The 22,780-nt window shown below is 36.5% G+C and carries 22 protein-coding genes and 1 riboswitch; of the genes, 15 read left to right on the forward strand and 7 right to left on the reverse strand.

Features of this window, described 5'->3' with window-relative positions:
- The 4 genes from ACRD7B_RS00290 to ACRD7B_RS00305 all read right to left on the reverse strand — a co-directional run bounded on the left by ACRD7B_RS00290 (position 1) and on the right by ACRD7B_RS00305 (position 3,379).
- The gene (locus tag ACRD7B_RS00290; RefSeq protein WP_430822429.1) at positions 1–534 is read right to left on the reverse strand and encodes a YeeE/YedE thiosulfate transporter family protein; all 534 of its coding nucleotides are present in this window, start codon (positions 532–534) and stop codon (positions 1–3) included.
- The gene (locus ACRD7B_RS00295; RefSeq protein WP_430822430.1) at positions 531–1,190 is read right to left on the reverse strand and encodes a cytochrome b/b6 domain-containing protein; all 660 of its coding nucleotides are present in this window, start codon (positions 1,188–1,190) and stop codon (positions 531–533) included. Before ACRD7B_RS00295 ends, ACRD7B_RS00290 begins: the two co-directional genes overlap by 4 nt.
- A gap of 1 nt (position 1,191) precedes the next feature.
- Positions 1,192–2,781: a tetrathionate reductase family octaheme c-type cytochrome gene (locus ACRD7B_RS00300; RefSeq protein WP_430822431.1), complete on the reverse strand. Its 1,590-nt coding sequence runs from the start codon at positions 2,779–2,781 to the stop codon at positions 1,192–1,194.
- A 214-nt stretch (positions 2,782–2,995) separates the two neighbouring features.
- Positions 2,996–3,379, reverse strand: a complete 384-nt coding sequence (locus tag ACRD7B_RS00305; RefSeq protein WP_430822432.1) for an acyl-CoA thioesterase — start codon at positions 3,377–3,379, stop codon at positions 2,996–2,998.
- Between the two features lie 101 nt (positions 3,380–3,480).
- On the opposite strand from ACRD7B_RS00305, the gene ACRD7B_RS00310 reads away from it, so the two are divergent.
- Together ACRD7B_RS00310 and ACRD7B_RS00315 are read left to right on the forward strand one after the other, a co-directional pair.
- On the forward strand, positions 3,481–3,888 hold the full coding sequence (locus ACRD7B_RS00310; RefSeq protein ID WP_430822433.1) for a DUF134 domain-containing protein: 408 nt from the start codon (positions 3,481–3,483) through the stop codon (positions 3,886–3,888).
- A 170-nt stretch (positions 3,889–4,058) separates the two neighbouring features.
- Entirely contained in the window at positions 4,059–4,430 is a 372-nt protein-coding gene (locus ACRD7B_RS00315) for a NifB/NifX family molybdenum-iron cluster-binding protein (protein ID WP_430822434.1), read from the forward strand.
- 74 nt (positions 4,431–4,504) lie between these two features.
- On the opposite strand, the gene ACRD7B_RS00320 is transcribed toward ACRD7B_RS00315, so the two are convergent.
- The 3 genes from ACRD7B_RS00320 to ACRD7B_RS00330 form a co-directional block, all read right to left on the reverse strand.
- Positions 4,505–4,693, reverse strand: a complete 189-nt coding sequence (locus ACRD7B_RS00320; RefSeq protein WP_430822435.1) for a cold-shock protein — start codon at positions 4,691–4,693, stop codon at positions 4,505–4,507.
- Between the two features lie 215 nt (positions 4,694–4,908).
- Positions 4,909–5,097, reverse strand: a complete 189-nt coding sequence (locus ACRD7B_RS00325; protein ID WP_430822436.1) for a cold-shock protein — start codon at positions 5,095–5,097, stop codon at positions 4,909–4,911.
- A gap of 273 nt (positions 5,098–5,370) precedes the next feature.
- Positions 5,371–5,946 (reverse strand): HD domain-containing protein, encoded by a 576-nt coding sequence (locus ACRD7B_RS00330; RefSeq protein WP_430822437.1) that lies wholly within the window; start codon positions 5,944–5,946, stop codon positions 5,371–5,373.
- Between the two features lie 122 nt (positions 5,947–6,068).
- Here ACRD7B_RS00330 and ACRD7B_RS00335 point away from each other — a divergent pair, with 122 nt between their 5' ends.
- The 13 genes from ACRD7B_RS00335 (at position 6,069) to ACRD7B_RS00395 (ending at position 22,584) form a co-directional block, all read left to right on the forward strand.
- Positions 6,069–6,953: a D-hexose-6-phosphate mutarotase gene (locus tag ACRD7B_RS00335; protein ID WP_430822438.1), complete on the forward strand. Its 885-nt coding sequence runs from the start codon at positions 6,069–6,071 to the stop codon at positions 6,951–6,953.
- A 111-nt stretch (positions 6,954–7,064) separates the two neighbouring features.
- Positions 7,065–9,437, forward strand: a complete 2,373-nt coding sequence (locus tag ACRD7B_RS00340) for a heavy metal translocating P-type ATPase (protein ID WP_430822439.1) — start codon at positions 7,065–7,067, stop codon at positions 9,435–9,437.
- Between the two features lie 149 nt (positions 9,438–9,586).
- Positions 9,587–9,799 carry a cbb3-type cytochrome oxidase assembly protein CcoS gene (gene ccoS / locus ACRD7B_RS00345; protein WP_430822440.1) on the forward strand — a complete coding sequence of 71 codons (213 nt, stop codon included), beginning with the start codon at positions 9,587–9,589 and terminating at the stop codon, positions 9,797–9,799.
- Positions 9,768–11,915, forward strand: a complete 2,148-nt coding sequence (gene ccoN, locus ACRD7B_RS00350) for a cytochrome-c oxidase, cbb3-type subunit I (RefSeq protein ID WP_430822441.1) — start codon at positions 9,768–9,770, stop codon at positions 11,913–11,915. The genes ccoS and ccoN overlap by 32 nt, the downstream gene beginning before the upstream one ends.
- Before the next feature lie 81 nt (positions 11,916–11,996).
- Positions 11,997–12,191 carry a hypothetical protein gene (locus ACRD7B_RS00355; protein ID WP_430822442.1) on the forward strand — a complete coding sequence of 65 codons (195 nt, stop codon included), beginning with the start codon at positions 11,997–11,999 and terminating at the stop codon, positions 12,189–12,191.
- A gap of 66 nt (positions 12,192–12,257) precedes the next feature.
- Positions 12,258–12,896 carry a c-type cytochrome gene (locus ACRD7B_RS00360; protein WP_430822443.1) on the forward strand — a complete coding sequence of 213 codons (639 nt, stop codon included), beginning with the start codon at positions 12,258–12,260 and terminating at the stop codon, positions 12,894–12,896.
- Between the two features lie 105 nt (positions 12,897–13,001).
- Positions 13,002–14,396, forward strand: coding sequence for a cytochrome c oxidase accessory protein CcoG (gene ccoG, locus ACRD7B_RS00365; protein ID WP_430822444.1), 1,395 nt, complete (start codon positions 13,002–13,004; stop codon positions 14,394–14,396).
- Positions 14,397–14,453: 57 nt separating this feature from the next.
- Positions 14,454–14,897 carry a FixH family protein gene (locus ACRD7B_RS00370; RefSeq protein ID WP_430822445.1) on the forward strand — a complete coding sequence of 148 codons (444 nt, stop codon included), beginning with the start codon at positions 14,454–14,456 and terminating at the stop codon, positions 14,895–14,897.
- A gap of 2 nt (positions 14,898–14,899) precedes the next feature.
- On the forward strand, positions 14,900–15,589 hold the full coding sequence (locus ACRD7B_RS00375; protein ID WP_430822446.1) for a sulfite exporter TauE/SafE family protein: 690 nt from the start codon (positions 14,900–14,902) through the stop codon (positions 15,587–15,589).
- Between the two features lie 167 nt (positions 15,590–15,756).
- Positions 15,757–17,664, forward strand: coding sequence for a methyl-accepting chemotaxis protein (locus tag ACRD7B_RS00380; protein WP_430822447.1), 1,908 nt, complete (start codon positions 15,757–15,759; stop codon positions 17,662–17,664).
- Positions 17,665–17,735: 71 nt separating this feature from the next.
- A riboswitch (cobalamin riboswitch) is annotated at positions 17,736–17,952 on the forward strand.
- A 98-nt stretch (positions 17,953–18,050) separates the two neighbouring features.
- Entirely contained in the window at positions 18,051–19,976 is a 1,926-nt protein-coding gene (locus tag ACRD7B_RS00385) for a TonB-dependent receptor (RefSeq protein WP_430822448.1), read from the forward strand.
- Positions 19,977–19,999: 23 nt separating this feature from the next.
- Positions 20,000–21,310, forward strand: a complete 1,311-nt coding sequence (locus tag ACRD7B_RS00390) for a PKD domain-containing protein (RefSeq protein WP_430822449.1) — start codon at positions 20,000–20,002, stop codon at positions 21,308–21,310.
- Positions 21,311–21,495: 185 nt separating this feature from the next.
- Positions 21,496–22,584 carry a YncE family protein gene (locus ACRD7B_RS00395; RefSeq protein WP_430822450.1) on the forward strand — a complete coding sequence of 363 codons (1,089 nt, stop codon included), beginning with the start codon at positions 21,496–21,498 and terminating at the stop codon, positions 22,582–22,584.
- Positions 22,585–22,780: the final 196 nt, after the last annotated feature.

The raw sequence follows: 22,780 nt of genomic DNA on the forward strand, positions 1-22,780 counted from the left end.
TTAATTTGCTTTATTTATCCAAAGTTTTCTAAAAAAGAAGGCCAATGCGTAAGCCATCCCAAAAATTGATAACATGGTGATGATGCCGCCAAAGGACATGACTGCCATTCCACTTAAGGCTGAACCACTGGTGCAGCCCCGCGCTATTTGACTACCAAAACCAAAGAGTGCACCACCAAATATGGCAGCTGCAATTCGTGTTGAGTTTTTCACACCAACGCCTTTTTCAAGTTTAAGCGATACTCTGTTAGAGATAACGGCTGATAAAAAGGCACCAATGATAACACCAATGACTTCGAAGAACAACCAGGATTTCAACGGTCCATCAGGATGTTGATCGGCATATTTTTTATAATAATCTACCGATTCAGCATGACTTGGAGTTACGCTTTGAACCGTTTGCATTACTACACTTTTTAAGGCACCACTGGCGCCAAGCCCTCGACCACTAATGTAGATAGTAGCCAATAGAACAAACCCTAGAAAGAAACCAGCAAGGTAAGGGTTCATGTATTTTTTAGGAGTTTCTATCATTTCTCTTTTTCCTTAGTAGGTTCAACTTCGCTGTTTGAGGTGCTCTTATCCTCTTTATCTAATATTTCCCAACCAGTTAACATGGCTTTAATATTAGTGGTTAATGTATGCCCTGTTGTGGTCATGTATACATGAATAACAATAAACGACAGCAATAAAAAGGCACCTATGGTGTGAGCCCAGGCAATGTATTCTAAAGGAATATCACTGATGATGATAATATCATTGGCATCATAGGTTTTAAAATACATGTACAGTAAGCCAGATAGGATAACGATGGGTGCCATCACCAATTTAAAACCCAAATAAACCATGGCCTGTAGAGGGTTTAGCTTTTTACGAGCCGATTTAATGGTTGGGTGAGGATCGTTGCGAAACATCCCAATGGTATAATATTGAATCTGCGCTTTTAGCTTTGATATAGTTGGTATATATTGCTTCCATTCGCCAGTGGTGAAGTGCCAAAAAATTGAAAGTCCAATCAGACCTAATAATAAATAAGAAGCAATACGGTGATAGGCGACCGCTATCTCAAACCCTAACAACTGGAATGAATCGTGTATTTCAAAACCTGTGAGTGCTAAGAAAAAGATAAGTGCAGCCTGGCTCCAATGCCAAAAGCGTTCGAATTTTTTATAGATATATACTTTTTCCATTTTAATCGTATTTTATGTCTTCTGATTCAACTTCGTTTTTTGATAGGGCTTTAAAAAAGCGAGCTAGTGCATGAATAAAAACACCCGCAACTGATGCCCATAATAAGATATTTCCCAATAATTCAATCCAGTCATTGCTATCGCGTCCTGGTAGATAAAAACCGTCTAAATTGGCCAATCGACCATTGTTACTAGTGTGGCATTCTTCGCACGATAAGGCTTGTTCCTTGGGCGATACCATGTGGTTGATAGGCCAGTACATTTCTGTTTCTACAAATTCATAATGACCACTGTAGGGCAAACCCACTTCCTTCATGCCTGCTGTAGCGGATAATTGCCAATCAAAATCCATCCAATAAGCACTGTCACCTTTTGATTCGGAATACAAACGTGGTTGAATTAATAGTTTTGTTTCAGGATCGTAAATCTGATCTCCTCGATGCACTTTAACCGGGTATATCTTTGCTTTGCTATCATGAGCATCGCCTAGTAAGCGATTGACTTGAATAGGAAATTCAGAAACGGTATCGCCCAGGGCATAATGAGTAGCTTGACCGTTGAACCAATAGTACTCAGGTTCAACATTCTTTTCCCATACAAACTCACCTTTAATAGATAAGTAGGAGTGGTTGCCCATGGAATCTTCTTCATGAAAAGCATTACCATTTTCATCCAAACGTCCTGCTTCCGACCATTTCCAGGCCATCTTGGTGGCATTCTCTTTAGCGTAAGTTGGAATGTGACAAGTTTGACAACTTACTTTTGAAAAATGTCGATTAAGTAATTCGTCGTGGTGTGGTTTAGCACCGTGGCAATCATCACAATTCAGGCGGTTTACATCTGTTGAGGATACCGAATACAACTTTCCTTTTATTTGATGTTTATCTGCTGTATGGCAATCGACACACGACATGTTTATGCCATTGCTGGCCATGTGCACATCGGTATTTCGATCGCAGGAAAGCAGTGCTTCTTCCAAATCGCCGTGTTTTACGTTATTTCCACCACCGCTGTAAAAGTGACAAGCACCACAATTGATTTTATTTGGTCGCCCTACACTTTGTGCTACATTATTTAAATTAACACTACGATCGGGATAACCCGCCATGGCCGAACCTTTAATATATTCTTCGCTACCATCATGGCATACCATGCAATCCACATTACGTGCATTTTCAAAGTCAAAAGTATTGTTACCCATTCCAAAGCCAATGTGGCATTTGGCGCAGCTTTGTTCGTTGCTACTAGCACCAATACAAAAGTTATTGAGCACATTTTTCTTACCAACACTGGTAATACCTTTACCTTCCTCGTAAGCTAATCGCTCCCAATTCCAATGGCTGGATTGTATAATCTCTTTGTGGCGTTCGTTGTGACAAGTTAAACAGGCCTCAGTAACTTCCTGAGGTGTGTCAAACTGCTCTTGCAAAATGGTAAATTTTGAATGATCAACAGATGAAGATGGTTGAACAGCATACTTCTGTTTTAACTCGTATTGAGCTAAATTCAAAGGCTTCTCCTTATGAAATAAGTTAAGCGCTAATAGAATTAAAACTGTGCCAAGCACAGTAAATGTAATGATCTTGTTCATTATTTAGGTATTGAATAATCGAAATGCAAATATATCTAGATAAATAGATATAAAAAGTGCAGATAGTCACCTGTGACTAATTTAAATTCAGTCTTGTTAAAAATTAGACTGATTGATATGATTATTCAAAACCTTAATTGTTATGAACTAATAGGATAGAAGAGGTGCTATTATAAATTGGCGCCTCTGGAAATAATTGTAAGCAATGTAAAACTTAGCTAATTTTAATTCTTTGCGGTTTATTTTTATCATTGAGCGAAGCGAAAGTAAACACGCCGCTGATCACTTTTTCGCGACCGGTGTCATACATGGGTTCACAATAGATATCGACAGCAACATCAATTGTAACGGCTTGAACTTTTGATATTTTACCAACAACTTCAACGATGGTATTTTCTCCAACGGCTTTATGAAATTTAATTTCACCTGTTTTAATAGTGAACATGCGTTGTCTTGTAAATCTGGTAGCGGTAATGTAAGCTACTTCATCCATCCATTTTAGGGCTAAGCCACCAAACAAAGTTTCGTTCGCATTATATGTGGTTGGAAACACTGCTTTAAATTGTCGGGTCTCGCTATTCTTTATTTTTTCTTCCATCAACAAAAATTTTACACAAAAATACAATAAGATAATGAACATATGTTCAAATAAATTATATTTTTGCACTGTGATTATCACTTTTATTACCATACAAAGATATGCCACGAAAAAAAAGAAGTCGTAAAATACTGCACCCGCCTATAATGGAAGGGTTTAAACCCTTTGGGATACCAATGACCGAACTTGAGCCCGTTATTTTGCTTTATGAAGAATATGAAGCCATACGCTTAACAGATTACGAAGGCCTAATACAAGTTGCTGCGGCGGATGAAATGAATGTGTCGCGACCAACGTTTACGCGAATTTATGAAAAGGCAAGACAAAGTATTGCGAAAGCTTTTGTTGAAGGTAAGGCCATTTTTATTGAAGGTGGTGATTACCATACCGATGATCACTGGTATAAGTGCGAGGCATGTATGAAACTTAACATTGAAAATGAACCAGTAAGTGCTTGTCAATACTGCCAATCAGATAATTTACGAAAACTGAATAATACGGATGAATAAGGCGACTGAAACAAACGGATATTGTATATGTGTGCATTGCAATGAGCGTATTCCACATATTAAAGGGCAGCCGTGCCGCGAAGTAAAATGTGATAAGTGTGGACGGGCTATGATGCGAGAAGGAAATTATCACCACCAACTATATTTAAAAAAGAAAGGAGAACCAAAACATGAAAATTGCAGTTCCAACGAAAGGAAATGTCGTTGATGACCACTTTGGTCATTGCGATGAGTATACTGTGTTTACAGTGGTAGAAAAGCAAATTACAGAAACGGAGAAACTACCATCGCCCAAGGGCTGTGGCTGTAAAAGTAACATTGCATCCATTTTGCAGAATAAAGGCGTGAGTGTTATGCTTGCTGGAAATATGGGTAATGGAGCATTAAATAAGTTGAACAACTTCGGTATTGATGTTATTCGCGGATGCCAAGGTGATGTTAGTAAACTTGCGGAATCATTTATTGCAGGTACTTTAAATGACTCTGGTGTAGCTTGTCAAGCGCATGGGCACGCAGAAGAGGGGCATCAATGTCAACATTAACATGTGCTTATAACACAAAAAAGAGGGTATCCAAATGGATACCCTCTCTCTCGGTATTGTAAATATATTGTAAGTTATACAACTTTTACGTTTACTGCATTTAAGCCTTTTTTACCTTCTTGAAGATCGAATTCAACTTCATCACCTTCGCGAATTTCGTCGATTAATCCTGTTACGTGTACAAAATGCTCTTTTCCGTTATCTTCAGAAATGAAACCAAAACCTTTAGCGTCATTGAAGAATTTTACTGTTCCTTTACTCATTTTACTTGTATTGAAATTGTTATAATAATGATGTAAAGATAAATTATTAATTGGAATAAATCCAATTAAATGGTTTTATCTAACAAATTGATTACTTTTTTTTTGATTGAGGCTTTATTGATAAAGCTAAAACGCTTCAAAAGCCCCATTTATAAAAGAAAAGAGGGTGTCCAAACGGATACCCTCTTTCTTGGTATTGTAAAATATATTGTAAGTTATACAACTTTTACGTTTACTGCATTTAAGCCTTTTCTACCTTCTTGAAGATCGAATTCAACTTCATCACCTTCGCGAATTTCGTCGATCAATCCTGTTACGTGTACAAAATGCTCTTTTCCGTTATCTTCAGAAATGAAACCAAAACCTTTAGCGTCGTTGAAGAATTTTACTGTTCCTTTACTCATTTTACTTGTATTGAAATTGTTATAATAATGGCGCAAATATAAATGAATAATTGGAATATTTGAAGTTAATTTAGCTTAAGCACTATAAAGTTGATGATTTTTAGGTTTATTAGCTTTTGATATCGCAATTACATGCGCCTATATACGCTTAAATTCAGGTTATTGGGGAGATTATTTTCTTTGTAAAGAAATGGAAAATTAATTGCTTATTTTTAGTTAATTTCTAAATATAAGGCGAAAATTCTGTATTTAAAGGGCACAATTCATCCTTATTTATTCATTTGAAACACCATTTAATCCTAATTCTTTGGCTACTGTTTTCATCCCTTCGATGGTTTCCAATATTAATTCATCCAAATCCATATTTAAACGTTGTGCTCCATCTGTAATAATACTGCGGTCAACTTTAGCAGCAAAACGTTTATCCTTCCATCGCTTTTTCATGGATTTAAGTTTTAAGGAGTGGATACTCTTATCGGGACGAACCAACGCAGCGGTTGTAACTAGTCCTGTCAGTTCATCGGTGGCATACAGGATTTTCTCCATTAAATGAACGGGCTCAACATCGGTACATATGTCATAGGCATGAGATAGAATGGCTCTAATGTAGTCTTCGGGCCATTGTTCCTTTTCTAAAATCTCTTTTGCTTTTATACAGTGTTCTTCCGGAAATTGTTCGTAATCCACATCGTGCATTAAACCAATGATTCCCCACTTTTCCTCATCTTCATTGTATTTATTGGCAAAGTGGCGCATTACCGCTTCTACCGATAGAGCATGTTTATAAAGACTTTCGCTTTGATTGTATTGCTTAAAAAGGGCTAGCGCTTGCTGACGAGTTGGTACCATATATTAAGTTTTACACAAATATAAAAAATTTCATCGTCTAGGCTGGCGCTTTTACCTAATCATTAAAGCGAAACCCTCGGTAAAAACACTATCTTTCGACACCTTAAACAAAGTATTACATAATGGATTTAATTACACTAAACAAAGAATACGGATGCAATGATAATATTCGCTTTATTGATGAATACCATACCATTATTGCTGAAATTAAGAATAAATATGCAACAGTAAAAGTATCGCTTTATGGTGCACAGGTACTGAGTTTTAAACCCCATGATCAGGACGAGATTCTTTTTATGAGTAGTCAAAGTTACTTCGAAGATGGCAAGGCCATTAGAGGTGGCATTCCGGTTTGTTGGCCCTGGTTTGGTTCACACCCAAACAATGAAGAATTGCCATCGCATGGTTTTGCTCGTATTTCTACCTGGAAAGTCGTATCGTGCTTAAGCACAAATGATGCAGTAACGCTAAAATTGGGCTTGACAAGTAATGCATCAACATTGAAATTGTGGCCATTTGTTTTTAATGCAGAACTGGTGGTTAAATTGGGCAAAGAATTATCAGTATCATTAATTACCACCAATAAAAACGATGTACCGTTTGAAATTAGTTCAGCTTTGCATTCGTATTTTAAGCTGTCTGATTTTTCTGACACATCGCTTAAGGGCTTAAAAGATACTGCCTTTCTGGATGATGTGTCAGAAAAGGAAGGTTTGCAAAAGGAAGAATTACTTAGGTTTTCAGATAGAATAGATTGCAGGTATAGAAGAACAGAATCGCCATGCCTTATTAATGATAAGGATAGACAAATAAAGGTAGAAAAACGAGGTAGTGAAATTACTGTGGTATGGAACCCCGGGAAACAATTGTCTGCAGAAATGAAAGATTTGGGTGATCAGGATTATAAACACATGCTTTGTGTGGAAGCAGCTAATAGCTTGGAAGATACCATTACAGTTCAAGCCGGAAAAAAACATACTTTGGAAACAATTATTTCAATTGTTTAGATAGTTGCTTAATCCTTTTGCAAAGTTGATTGTTAAAAGAAATAAGATGTCTGATTCTTGATTTAGGAATCAGACATTTATTTTTGGATTAAACTTTACACACATATAATAATGCCAAAAACTTGCTACCACTGTGGAAGCCCTTCTCAAACTTGGGTAAAGCACGATGATAAAGACTTTTGTTGTGAAGGATGCGTAATGGTGTACGATATCTTGAAAAGCAACGATATGGGTACTTATTACGATATTAACAATGCGCCTGGCATTCGAAAAAAATCAACAACTTCAGAATATTACGATTACCTCGATCAGGATGAGATTAAGGCATCGGTATTAGATTTTCATGATGGAGATACCTGCCGCATTAAATTATATATTCCGTCTATTCACTGTAGTTCATGCATTTGGCTAATCGAGAATTTACAACACCTGCACAAAGGGGTCATTACTTCAACGGTTAATTTTAATAAGCGAGAAGCAAGCATAACTTATAACGAAGCACAGATAAAATTAAGCGAATTGATGAATTTGCTTTCGTCAATTAATTACAAACCTCACATTAAAACGGAGGAACAAAAGAAGTCGAGCAAAAAAAGCCGTCAGCTTTTGGTAAAACTGGGGATAGCAGGCTTTGTTTTTGGCAATGTAATGTTATTGAGTTTTCCAGAGTATTTATCGGACGATGTGGCGTTGAATCCTGAATTAATTGAGGCTTTTAAATGGATTAGCTGGCTCTTAGCTCTACCTGTGATGTTATATTCAGGAAACGACTATTTTATCACCGCCTGGAAGAACCTGAAACGCAAAATCATTTCAATTGATTTGCCTATTGTATTAGGTATTATAGCTATTTTTTTGCGCAGTACGTATGAGATAGCGACATCAAGCGGACCCGGTTATTTGGATTCTTTAACTGGATTGATCTTTTTCCTGTTAATCGGTAAATGGTATCAGGCCAAAACCTATGAGGCACTTAGTTTCGACAATGATTATTCATCTTATTTTCCTTTGGGCATTACTCGTATAAAGAATAATGAAGAAGAAATTATACCAATCAATCAATTAGAATCTGGTGATTTGATTTCGGTACGAAATGGTGAAATTATTCCTGCTGATGCTAGCTTAGAATCCATTGGTGCATCCATCGACTATAGTTTTATAACAGGCGAATCGGTGCCGGTGCGTAAGCAAAAGGGTGATACTATTTATGCTGGAGGAAGAGTTATTGGTAGCGCATTATTATTAAAGGTTGAGAAAAAAGTTGAAACGGGATACTTAGCAGAGTTGTGGAAAGAGCGAACCGATAAGAAATCGTCGGAATCGATGCTTTCGTTGACGCTAAATATGGTGAGTAAATATTTTACCATTGCAATACTTATTATTAGCTCCTTAACAGCGCTTTATTGGTTGTGGTTCGACAGTTCAAAGGCACTATTGGCCTTTACTTCGGTATTGATTATTGCTTGCCCATGTGCCTTGGCTTTGTCTGTTCCATTTGCCTTTGGGCATGCCAGCCGAATTCTTGGTAAAAACCATTTTTATCTCAAATTAAGTTCCATTATTGAAGGCTTAACTAAAACCGATCAGGTGGTTTTTGATAAAACAGGAACATTGACCGACCCTGACACTTTTAAGGTAAGTTATGAAGGTGAGGAACTAGATCATTTTAATCGCTCCATCATTAAATCATTGGCGCATCAATCACGCCACCCATTAAGTAGAGCTTTGTATCAGCACTTAAGCGATGCCGATGAATTTGAAGTGTTGGATTTTAAAGAATTGGAAGGTGCAGGGGTAGAAGCCATGATAATGAATCACAACATTAAAATTGGTTCAGCATCATATATTGGAATTGAAAGTAAAATAAAACAAGAGTCTGCGCGGGTGTATGTATCCATTGACGATAAAGCTATTGGGCATTTTGTGATAACTAATTATTATCGTCCCGAATGGAAAGAAATGTTACGAGTGGTGCAGAAAAAAGCAGTGGTTCATTTACTGTCGGGTGATAATGATGCAGAACGTGAGATATTGGAGCGTGAGATTGCCAATGCTGATAATTTACACTTTTACCAATCGCCTAAGGACAAGCAAGCTTACGTGCAGAAATTAAAAGACAACAACAAGTTTGTAACAATGGTTGGAGATGGGATGAATGATGTTGGCGCACTTAAGGAAGCACATGTTGGAATAGCCGTTGCCGATGATGTTTATCAGTTTTCACCATCAAGCGATGCCATCATTAGTGCTAAGGAATTAATTAAATTACCCGTATTTATCAATTTTGCCAAGTCAGCTTTACGCATCGTTTACTTAGCAATAGGCATTTCGTTTCTTTATAATGTAGTTGGTTTGTATTTTGCCGTTACCGGACAGTTAAATCCTTTATTTGCAGCTATATTAATGCCCTTGAGTAGTGCTTCTGTTGTAGTATTTACAAGTTTAAGTGTTATGTGGTCGGCAAAAAAAAGACGATTACTTTAAAATAATGGAAACAAATGTAATATTCAGATTGTAATTATAGGCGGAAAAAGTAAGCTGAGATTACGCATTTAAGAGCTTTAAATCTTAAATATTGTTTATATTTGACCGAAATTTTAACCGATATAAGGGAACGAACTTTATAAGATAGTATGGAGATAATAATTGTTTTAGTGATTGCCAGCCTGTTAGTAGCCCTATTATTTTTATGGCTATTTATTTGGGCGGTAAAATCAGGACAATACGAAGACGATTATTCACCTTCTGTGCGTATATTGTTCGATAATCACGATAATAAAGAGCTTAAGTCTAATACAAAATCCAAAATCACCGATGAAGCAAGAGACGTTTTATTACGACAATAAAATTGTCAAGTATTTTATGTTCGCCACCATAATATGGGGCTTAGTTGGTATGTTGGCTGGGGTGCTTGCAGCACTTCAAATGGCAATGCCAGTTTTTAATTTTGAATCTGAATACACCACCTTTGGACGCGTTCGTCCAATCCATACTAATGCGGCAATTTTTGCCTTTGTTGGTAATGGTATTTTTATGGGGGTTTACTATTCTATGCAGCGTTTGTTAAAAACACGCATGTTTAGCGATGTACTAAGTTGGGTACATTTCTGGGTTTGGCAATTTATCATTGTGCTGGCAGCGCTTTCTTTAGCGCTTGGTTTCACAACTGGTAAAGAGTATGCTGAGCTAGAATGGCCTATTGATATCCTGATTGCCGTCTGTTGGTTAGTATTCGGATGGAATATGTTTGGAACCATTGTAAAACGCCGTGTGAAGCATTTATATGTTGCCATTTGGTTTTACATAGCCACTTTCATAACGGTAACTGTTTTACATGTTGTAAACTCAGTAGAACTACCAGTCACTTTATTTAAAAGTTATTCTTGGTATGCTGGTGTACAAGATGCCTTGGTACAATGGTGGTATGGTCACAACGCTGTGGCATTCTTCTTAACCACTCCTTATTTAGGTTTGATGTATTACTTCGTACCTAAAGCTTCGAATCGTCCGGTTTACTCGTATCGATTATCCATCGTTCACTTCTGGACCTTCTTATTTATTTATATTTGGGCAGGGCCACATCACTTATTATATACTGCATTACCCGATTGGGCACAATCATTAGGTACGGTCTTTTCTATCATGCTAATCGCTCCATCTTGGGGTGGTATGTTAAATGGACTACTAACACTTCGAGGTGCCTGGGATAAGGTTCGCGAGAGTGCAACTCTTAAATTTATGGTTGTAGCTGTTACGGCTTATGGTATGGCAACGCTTGAAGGCCCATTATTATCATTAAAAAATATTAATGCCATCAGTCACTTTACAGATTGGACTGTAGCACACGTGCACGTTGGTACATTAGGGTGGAATGGGTTCTTAACCTTTGGTGTACTGTACTGGTTAGTTCCTAAAATATTTAATGTAAAGCTATATTCTGAGAAATTGGCCAATGCGCACTTCTGGATTGGAACTTTAGGTATTTTATTCTATGCCATACCGATGTATTGGGCTGGTTTAGCGCAAAGCCTTATGTGGAAAGAATTTACTTCAGAAGGTTTATTAGCTTATCCTAGTTTCTTAGAAACAGTGACGCAAATACGTCCGATGTATTACATGCGTGCCTTTGGTGGTGTGATATATTTATCGGGTGCTATTTTAATGACTTACAACCTGTTTAAAACAGTTGGTAAAGGTAATATGGCAGCTAATGAAGAAACAACCGCTGTTGTTGAGAATCTTACCGCTAAAAAACCTGGTGAGAAGTTACACGCTGTATTGGAGCGTAAACCTTTCCAGTTTATGATATTATCATTAATAGTTGTGTTAATCGGAACTTTCGTAGAACTGATTCCTACTTTCTTGATTAAATCAAATGTGCCAACTATCTCTAGTGTAAAGCCTTATACACCACTTGAATTAGAAGGTCGTGATATTTACATCCGCGAAGGTTGTTATAACTGTCACTCTCAAATGGTTCGACCATTCCGATCAGAAACAGAACGTTATGGCGAGTATTCCAAAGCTGGTGAGTTTGTTTATGATCATCCATTCCAATGGGGATCGAAACGTACTGGACCAGATTTAGCTCGTGAAGGGGTGATGACTGGTAAAATTTACAAACCAGACGCCTGGCACTTTAATCACATGTTGGATCCTCAAAAATTGAATGCCAATTCAATCATGCCGAAATATCCATGGTTGATTAGTGACGATGCGGATATTGAAAGGATACCGGCTAAAATTAGAGCCATGCAAACTCTTGGTGTTCCTTATGCCGAAGGTTATGATGAGCTTGCCATTGAAGATTATATGGCACAAGCCGATAAAATAACTAATGGACTGAAAGCAGCTGGAATAGAAACAAAAAGTGAAAAGGAAATCATTGCTTTAATTGCTTATTTGCAGCGTTTAGGTACGGATATTTACAAAGTACAACCTGAGGCGGAATTGGCCGAATAAATAGGATAATATGAAACGACCATTTGGGGAGTTCAATCCCGATAGCTATCGGGAGGCAATTGAAATAAAAATTTTAAACAGATGAAATTAGTAAGACACTATTTAGAAGACATTGCTGGGATTGAAATTTATCCGATCATTTCATTTTTACTGTTCTTTGCCTTATTCATATTCGTATTATGGTACGTTATAAAAATGGATAAAGCACATGTAATTGAAGTTTCGAACTATGCAACGGATAAGGCAGACGAAGTACCAACTGCCGACGAGAGTTAATAAGTTGATTAGAAAAAACGAGAGCTGTAATGCAGCTTTCGTTCATATAATATTTATTTCATATCTATGGAAGAGATCAAAAAAGACCACAAAAATCTACCGGAAATTGACCCTTTAACGAATGATAAGTTCGTTCCGGAGCATGAATTTGATGGCATACGAGAATTAGCAAATAATCCACCGTGGTGGTTAACATTTATCTTGTTGGGCAGTATATTGTTTGCATACATTTATATTGCACGCTACCATTTCTTTAACGATGGTGATTTGCAAGTTGCAGAATATGAGCAGCAAATGTTGGATGCTATCCCTGAAGAAGTTGAAGAAGCAGCCACTACAGGTGAGGGAGGTATAACTATTGAAACTGTAAAAGTAGATTATACCATTCCTTTAGATGATAAGGCTGACTTAGCAAAAGGTGCAAAGGTATTTGCTACCAACTGTGCTGTATGTCACCTGGCTGAAGGTCAGGGATTGGTTGGGCCTAACTTAACCGATGAATATTGGATTCATGGGGGAAGTTTTGAAGATATTATGCACATTATTAATACTGGTGTTATCGAAAAAGGAATGATTGCCTGGAAAGGTCAATTATCGTCTAAACAGATACATCAGGTGGCAAGTTACATTACTACTTTAGTGGGTACTAATCCGCCTAATCCTAAAGCTCCTGAAGGAGAAAAGTACGTAGCGCCTGCTGAATAAAAGATAGATCAGAATTAAAATAACTCGGGCAATGTTTATCACTTTGCCCGATTTTATTTAAAGATGTTTTATATTTTTACAAGTGAATGAATAAACCTCACACCAATGACAAATGAACCCAAAGAATCTTTTCGCGATCGGATAGTCACGATGAATGAGAAAGGTGGAAGAAATTGGATTTATGCCAATAAACCTTCTGGCAAATATTATAAGGCCCGTAATATTGTGGGCATTATTTTGTTGGCTTTTCTATTTATAACACCATACATTAAGGTGGATGGTGAGCCGCTTTTGTTGTTTGATATTATTCATCGCAAGTTTGTCTTGTTTGGAGTTGTTTTCTGGCCGCAGGATTTTCATTTATTTGTGATAGGGTTAATTTCTATTATAGTGGCCATCATTACTTTTACGGTGGTTTATGGCCGTGTTTGGTGTGGATGGACTTGTCCTCAAACCATCTTCATGGAAATCATTTTTCGTCGTATCGAGTATTGGATCGAAGGAAGTGGTGATCAGCAACGCATTCGAAATAATGGAGAAGATAGTTTTGATAAATTGTGGCGTAAGACTCTAAAGCATTTCATTTTCATCTTAATATCATTCTTCATAACGCATACAATGCTCTCGTACATTGTGGGGGTGGAGATGGTGAAACAATACATTACTGGTTCACCTACTGAGAATTTTAGCGTGTTTGTTGCCATTATGATTTTTACGGCAGCCTTTTATGTGGTGTTTGCTTATTTTAGAGAGCAAGTCTGTTCTTTAATTTGTCCATATGGTCGCCTACAAGGCGCTTTACTGGACAATAATACCTTAATGGTCACCTACGATTATAAACGGGGTGAATCAAGAGGGCCAATGCGTAAAGAGGAGGATAGAGCAGAGGCTGGTAAAGGCGATTGTGTTAATTGCCATAAGTGTACAACTGTTTGCCCTACAGGTATTGATATTCGTGATGGTATTCAGTTGGAGTGTATAAACTGTACTGCTTGTATCGATGCATGTGATGGGGTAATGGAACGCTATAAATTACCTAAGGGATTGATTAGAATTACTTCGTTGAATAACGTTGAGAAAGGAGAGAAATTTAAATGGACGCCTCGTATAATTGCCTATACAACTTTAATGGTAGCGTTGACAGGTGTGTTAATAGTACTGTTTAATTTACGAAGCGATTTTGAAACAACAATTCTTCGCGTTCAGGGTTCTTTATATCAAAAGGTGGATGATCAGCATCTAAGTAATATTTATAATTACAAGGTGGTTAACAAAACCAATCGTGAGGCTGAATTAAGTATTAAATTGATTTCTCCCGAAGGTGAAGTTCAACTGGCTGGAAGTTTGATGAAGATTGAGAAACAAAAGAAAATGCAAGGTGCTTTCTTAATAAAGTTATCAACCGAACAATTAACTGGATCGAATACTGAAATAAAAATTGGTATTTACGAAGGTGAAGAATTAATTGAGGTTATTAGTACCAGTTTTGTCGGGCCATAATTTTTGGTTCTTAAATTGGTTTTAGAAAACGAATTGTCTTGAAATAAAAAGTATAGAATGAAATTTAATTGGGGACACGGAATATTTCTGGCTATTGTATTAGGCGCTTCTGGATTGGCAACTTTGGTATTTATTACGACCAGAGAACGCATTGATATGGTGACAGAAGAATATTATCCAAAAGAATTAAAATATCAGGATCAGATATCTAAGATTATTAATTATCAGGCCTTGGCTAAAAAGGTTGAAGTAAGTAGTGATAATGATTTAGTGATTAGTTTTCCTGAAATTACTGGTTCTGCGGATGGCATCGAAGGTGAGGTTCACATTTATCGTCCGTCGAATAAAGCATTGGACATTGAACGCACTGTTGCTTTGGACTCCGCTTTTAGCATGAGTATAGCGAAAAAGCATTTTAAAGCTGGCAAATATGAGTTAATGATTGAATGGCAAGCCAATGAGGTAGCATATTTCACAAAATTACCTTTATACATCGATTAAAAATGGGAATACTTGAAGGATTCGTAATTGGCTTTTTTGGCAGTTTGCATTGTGTTGGCATGTGTGGCCCTTTGGCCCTTGCTCTTCCTTTACCAACCAACTCGGTTTCTCAAAAGGTAATTGGTGCTTTATTATATAACCTTGGCCGGGCACTAACCTATAGTCTTTTAGGTTTAATATTTGGTTTTGTTGGAGCAGGGTTGAAGCATTCGGGCATTCAAGAAATAGTATCAATTTTATGTGGTGCTATTATGATTCTTTCAGTTATTTTACCAGGTATAATCAAATTACCTAAGGGAAGTAATAAGGTCTCAAATTCGATTTATTCTACTCTTAAAAAGAAGATTGGTGATTCCTTGAATCGCAGAAGTGTTGGCAACCTTTTTATTATAGGTATACTTAATGGCTTTTTACCATGTGGCTTGGTCTATGTTGCCATCTCAAAAGCTGTATTATCATTAACCATTCAAGAAAGTGTATTGTCCATGTTTTTCTTTGGCTTGGGTACTTTACCAATGATGTTTGCAGTGGCATTTTTCTCCGATATAATAAGAAGTCGATACCTTCATAAGTTGAAGGCTTTCATTCCTGTTTTTATTGTGATTTTAGGTGTAATATTTATTCTTCGCGGACTAAATCTGGGAATCCCATATATTAGTCCGGATATGAGTAAGGCAGCCTGTTGTCATTAATTGCTTTATTCCTTTTTTATCGGGTTAATCACCTATAAATGCTATTAGAGTATAAATTAGTGTTTTAAGCACTTTATTTTGCATAGTTTTTTTAGTAAATTACAGTTTGGCACTTTTTAGAACTTACTTGCTAAGCTTTATTTACTTACATCTAAAACTAAGTTGAAATGAAGATTAAATCATTGAATAACATTGGTATTGGCAGAAGATTAAACTTGGTACTAGGATCGGTAGTAGTGATAATCATAACGGGATTAGGTACTTACACGCTGATATCTCAAACCAATACATTTAATAATTTATTAGGTAGTTTCTCTTACGAACAAACAGCTGATTTAAAGCGCTTAGTTAATCTTCAGATAGAGATTAAACAAGATGTTGTAAACTCGGGCATTAATGTTGCCAACAAATTTTTCTACCAAAGTAGTGTAGAACTTAATTCAGATAATTTATTAAGCGTTAAGGCTAAAAATCAAATAACAGGTGAAATCCTGGAGCTTGATATTCCAGAGTTTTTACATGCTAATACACGTGTTCATGAGAATTATGCTTTTGTAGATGAAATAGGTACTATGCTTAATGGTACCGCTACCATCTTTCAGCGCATTCCTCAGGGGTTTTTACGCATTTCCACCAATGTTTATAATAAGCAGGGGCAACGCGGAGTTAACACCTTTATTCCAAACGATTCTCCGGTTATACAAGCCATTCTCGCTAAAGAGACCTTTAAAGGTAGAGCTTTTGTTGTTGATGATTGGTATCTAACGGCTTACGAACCAATCATTATCGAAGGAGTTGTGCAAGGTATTTTGTATGTAGGGTTTAAAGAAAAAGACATGTCGAGCATCAAGGATGTGTTTGCTAGTAAGGTTTACCTCGATTCAGGATTTCCTTTTTTAATTGCTAAAGATGGTACAGTATTGGTACATCCCGTTGGCGAAGGTACCAATAAATCAGATGAAGCGTTTTTTCAAGAGATGCTTAATTCGGGGCAGGAGAAGGGCCGAATCGATTACACTTATGAGGGAATAGGTAAGATTTTATATTACGAATACATTCCGCGCATTGAGGCTTTTGTCGCTGTATCCTATCTTAAGTCAGAATACAATCGTGGCATTTACGAGAAACTGGTTGTTCTAATTATTGTGCTTCTGCTTAGTGTTGGCATATTTGTAATTGCCATTCGATTAATTACCAATTCCATCACTAAACCTCTTAACAGGAGTGTTGAATTAGCGCATAAAGTGGCGCAAGGCGATTTGTCTTCAAGTATACATCTTGATCAAGAAGATGAAGTTGGGCGTTTAGCTCAATCTTTGGAGAACATGATTACAAAATTGAAACAAGTGGTGGCTGAAATATCTCAAGGATCGGAGAACATAGTATCTGCGAGCGATCAGGTTAAGTCAACATCCATGCAGTTGTCCGAAGGAGCCACTCAACAAGCAGCTTCCGTAGAAGAGGTATCATCGACAATGGAAGAGATGGTAAGTAATATTGAACAGAATGCTCACAACGCTCAAAATACGGAACAGAAATCAAACAAAGTGCATGAGGATATCCAAATTGTAAATGAAAAAATAACAAAGCTTGTGGCTTTTACAAATGACATATCCCAAAAGATTAATATCATAAACGAAATTGCGAATCAAACCAATATATTGTCTCTTAATGCAGCCGTTGAAGCAGCACGAGCGGGAGCCGAAGGCAAAGGGTTTGCTGTGGTTGCCAATGAAGTTAAAAAATTGGCTGAACTAAGTAAAAATGCTGCCAATGAAATAGTTAATTTAACTCAACTGGGATTGGAAATGGCTGAAGTATCGAGCTCAACCATGCTTGGTGTTGTACCCGAAGTTGATAAAACCACTGAATTGGTCAAAGAAATATCTGTATCTAGCGCGGAGCAATTAGAAGGGGCTGGGCAAGTTAATTCGGTTGTACAAGGATTAAATAACCTGACCCAACTTAATGCCTCATCTAGTGAGCAGTTAGCGGCTAGTGCCGAACAATTATCATCACAAGCCAATGACCTAAAAGAGATGATTGCCTTTTTTTCAATTAAGGATGAGAAATAGATATTAAGACAAAAGTGTATTTTATTTCAATTAAAAAAGGGTAATATATTTTTTGAGAATAAAAATTCATATACATTTGCGCTCAAATTGGTTCAAGAGGTAAAATCATTACCTGGCGATAAAAGGGAATGCCGTGAAAGTCGGCAACAGTTTCCGCTGCTGTAAGTCTTGATTCCGAGAAAACGGAATAGCATGCTACAACCAACAATGCCACTGTTAATAGATACAACGGGAAGGCGGTTAGTAGTCAAGACAAGTCAGAAGACCTACCAATATAAACTTAATTGTTCAAAGCATTCGGATAAAGTGCAAGGCAATGTTATACAAGATGTATTCATCGTAGCTTTCGTTTGTAGAACAGTTTTTATTTGACCGATTAAGAGGTGATGAAAAAAGAGCTGTTGATAATTGTATTTTTTGTGTGCGTTGCATTTGCAAACGGACAAATTATAGATACAGTGAATGTGGAAGAAGTTGTTGTTACTGGAACCAGTATTAGCCGTTTCCAGGCAGGTTCAAAGATTGAAAAGGTCCCAGAACAACAGTTTGAATTAATGCAAGGTGGAAATCTTGATCAGTTAATTTTGCGGTTTACACCCTTTGCCATAAAAAGTACAGCTGGTTCTTTAGCCACAATTCGGGTCAGAGGTACATCACCAGATCACACAAGTATCAACTTTGGTGGAATTAATATTAATTCAATGACGCTGGGAAGTTCCAACCTAAGCAATGTACCCTTGTATTTATTTGATGAAATTGGTCTTCAGTACGGAAGCGCTTCGGTGGTTAACGGATCGGGGAGTATTGGTGGCGCTATTCATTTAGGGATGAATAATTACTGGGTGAATGGTTTTAAAGCTGAAGCAAGGATTGATTTTGGGTCGTTTGATGAAGAATTATATGGCACTAAGTTGTTTTATGGCAACGGTAAGTTGGAAGGCGTTACAAGAGTTTATTATTATAAGAAAAAAAATAATTTTCCTTTTTTTAATACCACGCATGATTTTGAGAAAAACGGTGCATTTGGAGAGGATGTTCAACGAAATGCATCAGTTGAGAATAAAGGCGTGATTCAAGAGTTTAATTACAAACTTAATACTAATGAGACCTTTACTTTAAAAGCATGGATTGAGAGTGATTGGCATGAGATACAACAAAACATGCAAACCAATGCGTTTCAACCAAATATGCGTAAAACTTTAAGTGATGATCATGTTCGATTGTGGACAGAATATAAAAATGAAAAAAAGAAACTGCATTATAAGTTAGGTGGCGGATATGTTTACGACAATTCAGTTCATAATCATTCTACTAATAAAATATCAACGCAGCGTTTAATATTCAATGGGGATGGAGAATATAAAATAACCAATAGCAGTAGTTTTAAAGGTGGGGTTAATTTTAAATCAATTTTTCCAAAAGTATACGCTTATAATACCGACTTAAAACGAGAAGATTGGACCGATATACACCTTTCGTATTATCAAAATTTCTTTAATAAATTAACCGTATCTGTTAATTTGCGCCAAGCCTTTGTAACTGATTTTGATGTGCCTTTTACACCTGCTGTCGGGTTTTCTTATAATGCGCTTGCCAAAGAAAAATACGTACTTAGTTTTACTGGTAATGTATCTAAAAGCTACCGTGTCCCAACTTTCAATGATCGCTATTGGGTGCCAGGTGGCAATCCAAATCTTAAACCTGAAGATGGCATAAATTACGAGCTTGGATCAAAGTTTAGTTACTGTATTGATGGTCTTTCTGGCACAATCAAAGTAAATGCTTTTTATTTAGATGTTGACAATTGGTTACTATGGATAAATGGCAGTAATGGCTGGGAGGCGGATAATGTTCAGCGCGTCGTAAGTAAGGGAATTGAGGCTCAATCAAATTGGGATATTCATGTTCAAAAGTATACGATTAACACAGGTCTTAATTATTCTTATAACCCTGTTGAACGTGCAGAGGTTGTTGGTTCAAGTTCGGGACAGAATAAGGCAATTGGACGGCAATTGGAGTACGTTCCTTTACATAGGGGAGTCTTTTATCTTAGTGGTATTTATAAGGATTTATCGGCTGGTTTTGATTTTAATTACACGCATAAACAATATACCTCTCAGGAGCAAAATACGATTCCAGCGTACACCTTAGTAAATCTTCAATCGAGTTATAAGTACAAAGTAAATGATGACCATGTATTTCGTTTTGCGGCATCATTAAATAATATTCTAAATAAAGACTATCAATCCTCTGAGGGTTATCCAATGCCTCGAATCAATGGTAGATTAAGTGTAACATATAAATTTAAATAAACATAACTATAAATTAACTTCTTATGAAAAAGAATTTTTTTAGCTTAATTTTTCTTCTTACAACATTAAGCCTTGGTTTTACATCATGTAGCGAAGATGAAACAATTCCTGTTTTAAGTGCTGGATTTACTACTTCCGCCAATGTTGTTGAAGCTGGTGAAGCAATTGAATTTACAAACTCATCTACATCGGCAACTGAGTATGCTTGGGATTTCGGAGATGATGTTACCTCAAAAGATCAGAATCCGGAACACACATATGCAGCTGATGGGAAATATACAGTTACTTTAGTGGCAACAAATGGTGAAAAAACTGAGCAATTTCAAACCAAGGTTTATGTTGGTGAATATGCGTATGTACTGAATTATGGTGGCTATAACGGTACTAAAAGTTCCATTACTTTATATGATAAGAAAACAGCGTCGGTGCCTGTTTTTGACTATTATAATTTAAGGAATAATACCATAATGACATCAAATGCACAAAGTGCTTATCAATATGGTAATAAGATTTATTTTATGGGCAACAATGTTGACCGCATTACATATGTTGATGCTGCAACATTCATTCAGTCGAATAACGGTATTACTGATCAAGTAATTAAACCGCGAAATTGTATTGCACACGATGATATTTTATATGTTTCTTGCTGGGGTGGTGAAGTTTGGAATGATGCTTCAATATCGTACATTCTTAAAATTGATACTAAAACCGATGCCGTTATCGGTAAAATAATGCTTGCCGGTGGCCCGGAAGATTTAGAAATTGCTAATGGTAAATTATATGCAGCTTTGAATTACGATAAAAAAGTGGCTGTTATTGACATGGCATCTGAAGCTATTACCTACATTGATATGCCTGGTGTATGTTCTTATATTACTAAAGATCCATCAGAAAATATTTTCGTATCGGTAGTTAGCTCTTTCAGCACACCAGCTGACCAAGATGGATTGGCGCATATCAATACTCAGAATGACACCTACACGATGTATCCTTTATCGGGGATTAGCGCAGCTTATGTTAATGTTATGGCAGCTAATACTGATTTTAGTAAATTATATGTAATGACTTCAGCGTACGATTCTAGTTGGAAGCTTACTGGAGCTGTTGCCGTTTTTGATGTTGCTTCAAAGGCATTTGAAAGCTCTAATATTGTAGAAGGTTTGTTTGGTATTAACGGTATTGGAGTTAATAATTTAAACGACGACCTTAACGTATTTATTTCACCTAGTACAACCGAGTCTGGTCAAATTAAAGTTTATTCTAAGGATGGAGTAGAGAAAAAGAGCATTGGAGTTGGTATAGCACCAATGATGTTGTTTGATATTGAATAAATATAAATAGATTATAGAGAAGAGGGAAATGATGCATTTGATGCTTTATTTCCCTTTTTTCTTTTTGTGAAATGATATTATTTAAATAGAATAAAGTAATAATTAAGAAAGGAATAATATCTTTGATACCGTTTTTGACATGACTAAATGTTGAATATATTTAAATTAAAATATTGAATACGAATATGAATAAGTTATTCCTAACACTATCCATCAGTTTATTATTATTTACTGCATGTAAAGATATCAATACATTCACTTTAAATGATAGTCAAGGTACTTTCGTTTTGAATCAAGGAGATTCTGAAACCAGTACTTTAAGTCGCTATGATTATGAGCAGAAAATAGTCACTAACAATTTGTTTAAATCAAAAAACAATGGAAATGAGTTAGGGGCTAACGTATCAGTTTTTAAAGTCAAAAAAACCGATAAGTATACAAGTGGTTTGGGCTTCTTTGTTTTTCCTGAACGTGATGAAGTTGAAGCGATGAGTATGAGTACCTATGGTATTATTGGTAATGTTGATGAACTTTCACATCCTAACGATATACTTATAGCTAATAGCAATTGGGCATATGTAAGTTGTGGAGATGGAATTTCCGAAGGTGATGATGATAATGTTGTTACTAAGGTTGATATTGAAAGTTTTGAAGTGACAGATACAAGAATTAAAGTGGGTGCTGGTCCTGATAAATTAGTGAGTGCTGGAAAATACTTATATGTGGCAAATAAGATGGACGGCACGGTTAGCATCATTGATATGACTAATGATGTGTTAGTAGAAACCATTGAAGTAGGCGGATACCCTTTTGATATGGCCGTTGATATTGATTTAAATATTTGGGTGTATTGTGATGGTGATGCAGCAGGTTCGAATCAAAGTTTATACGTAATTAGTCGCGTTACGGGTGGTGACGTATTGACTCATAGCGTCGAAGAACGAGTTACTTTTTTAAATCAGGAAGATCACGGTAAGAATGCGATAATTACATCGCTTGACGGAAGACATCTTTATTTTGTTCATGGTAAAACTCACCGTATGAGTGTGTACGAATCGGATTATCGTGGGGCGATGCATGACGATAGTAAATACAAAGATGCGACCTTATATTCTATCGCATTTGAATCACGCACCGGAAAACTACAGGGTTTATATAAAGTAGATGGAAGTAATGGAAAACTACTTGTTTTTGACACCAAAGAAGATGATCATTATTTGGGTCAAGAATATACAGTAGGTATTAACCCAATTCAGATAGAGTACAATTACTAATAATAGTAATAGCTATAAATTTTAAGCCTCGTGTAATACGGGGCTTTTTTATATCATAAACTTGGTGAACAGAATCAAAAACTGTATACTTGTTCAAAACAGTACAAAATGAAAAATAATTTAAAACATACATATTGGTGGCGCTACTTAAATAGTATTTAAGTGGATCAGCTAACAAATAAATTTATATAGCCAT

Origin of the sequence: Carboxylicivirga fragile (genome assembly GCF_050589805.1) — a bacterium.
GTDB lineage: Bacteria > Bacteroidota > Bacteroidia > Bacteroidales > Marinilabiliaceae > Carboxylicivirga > Carboxylicivirga fragile.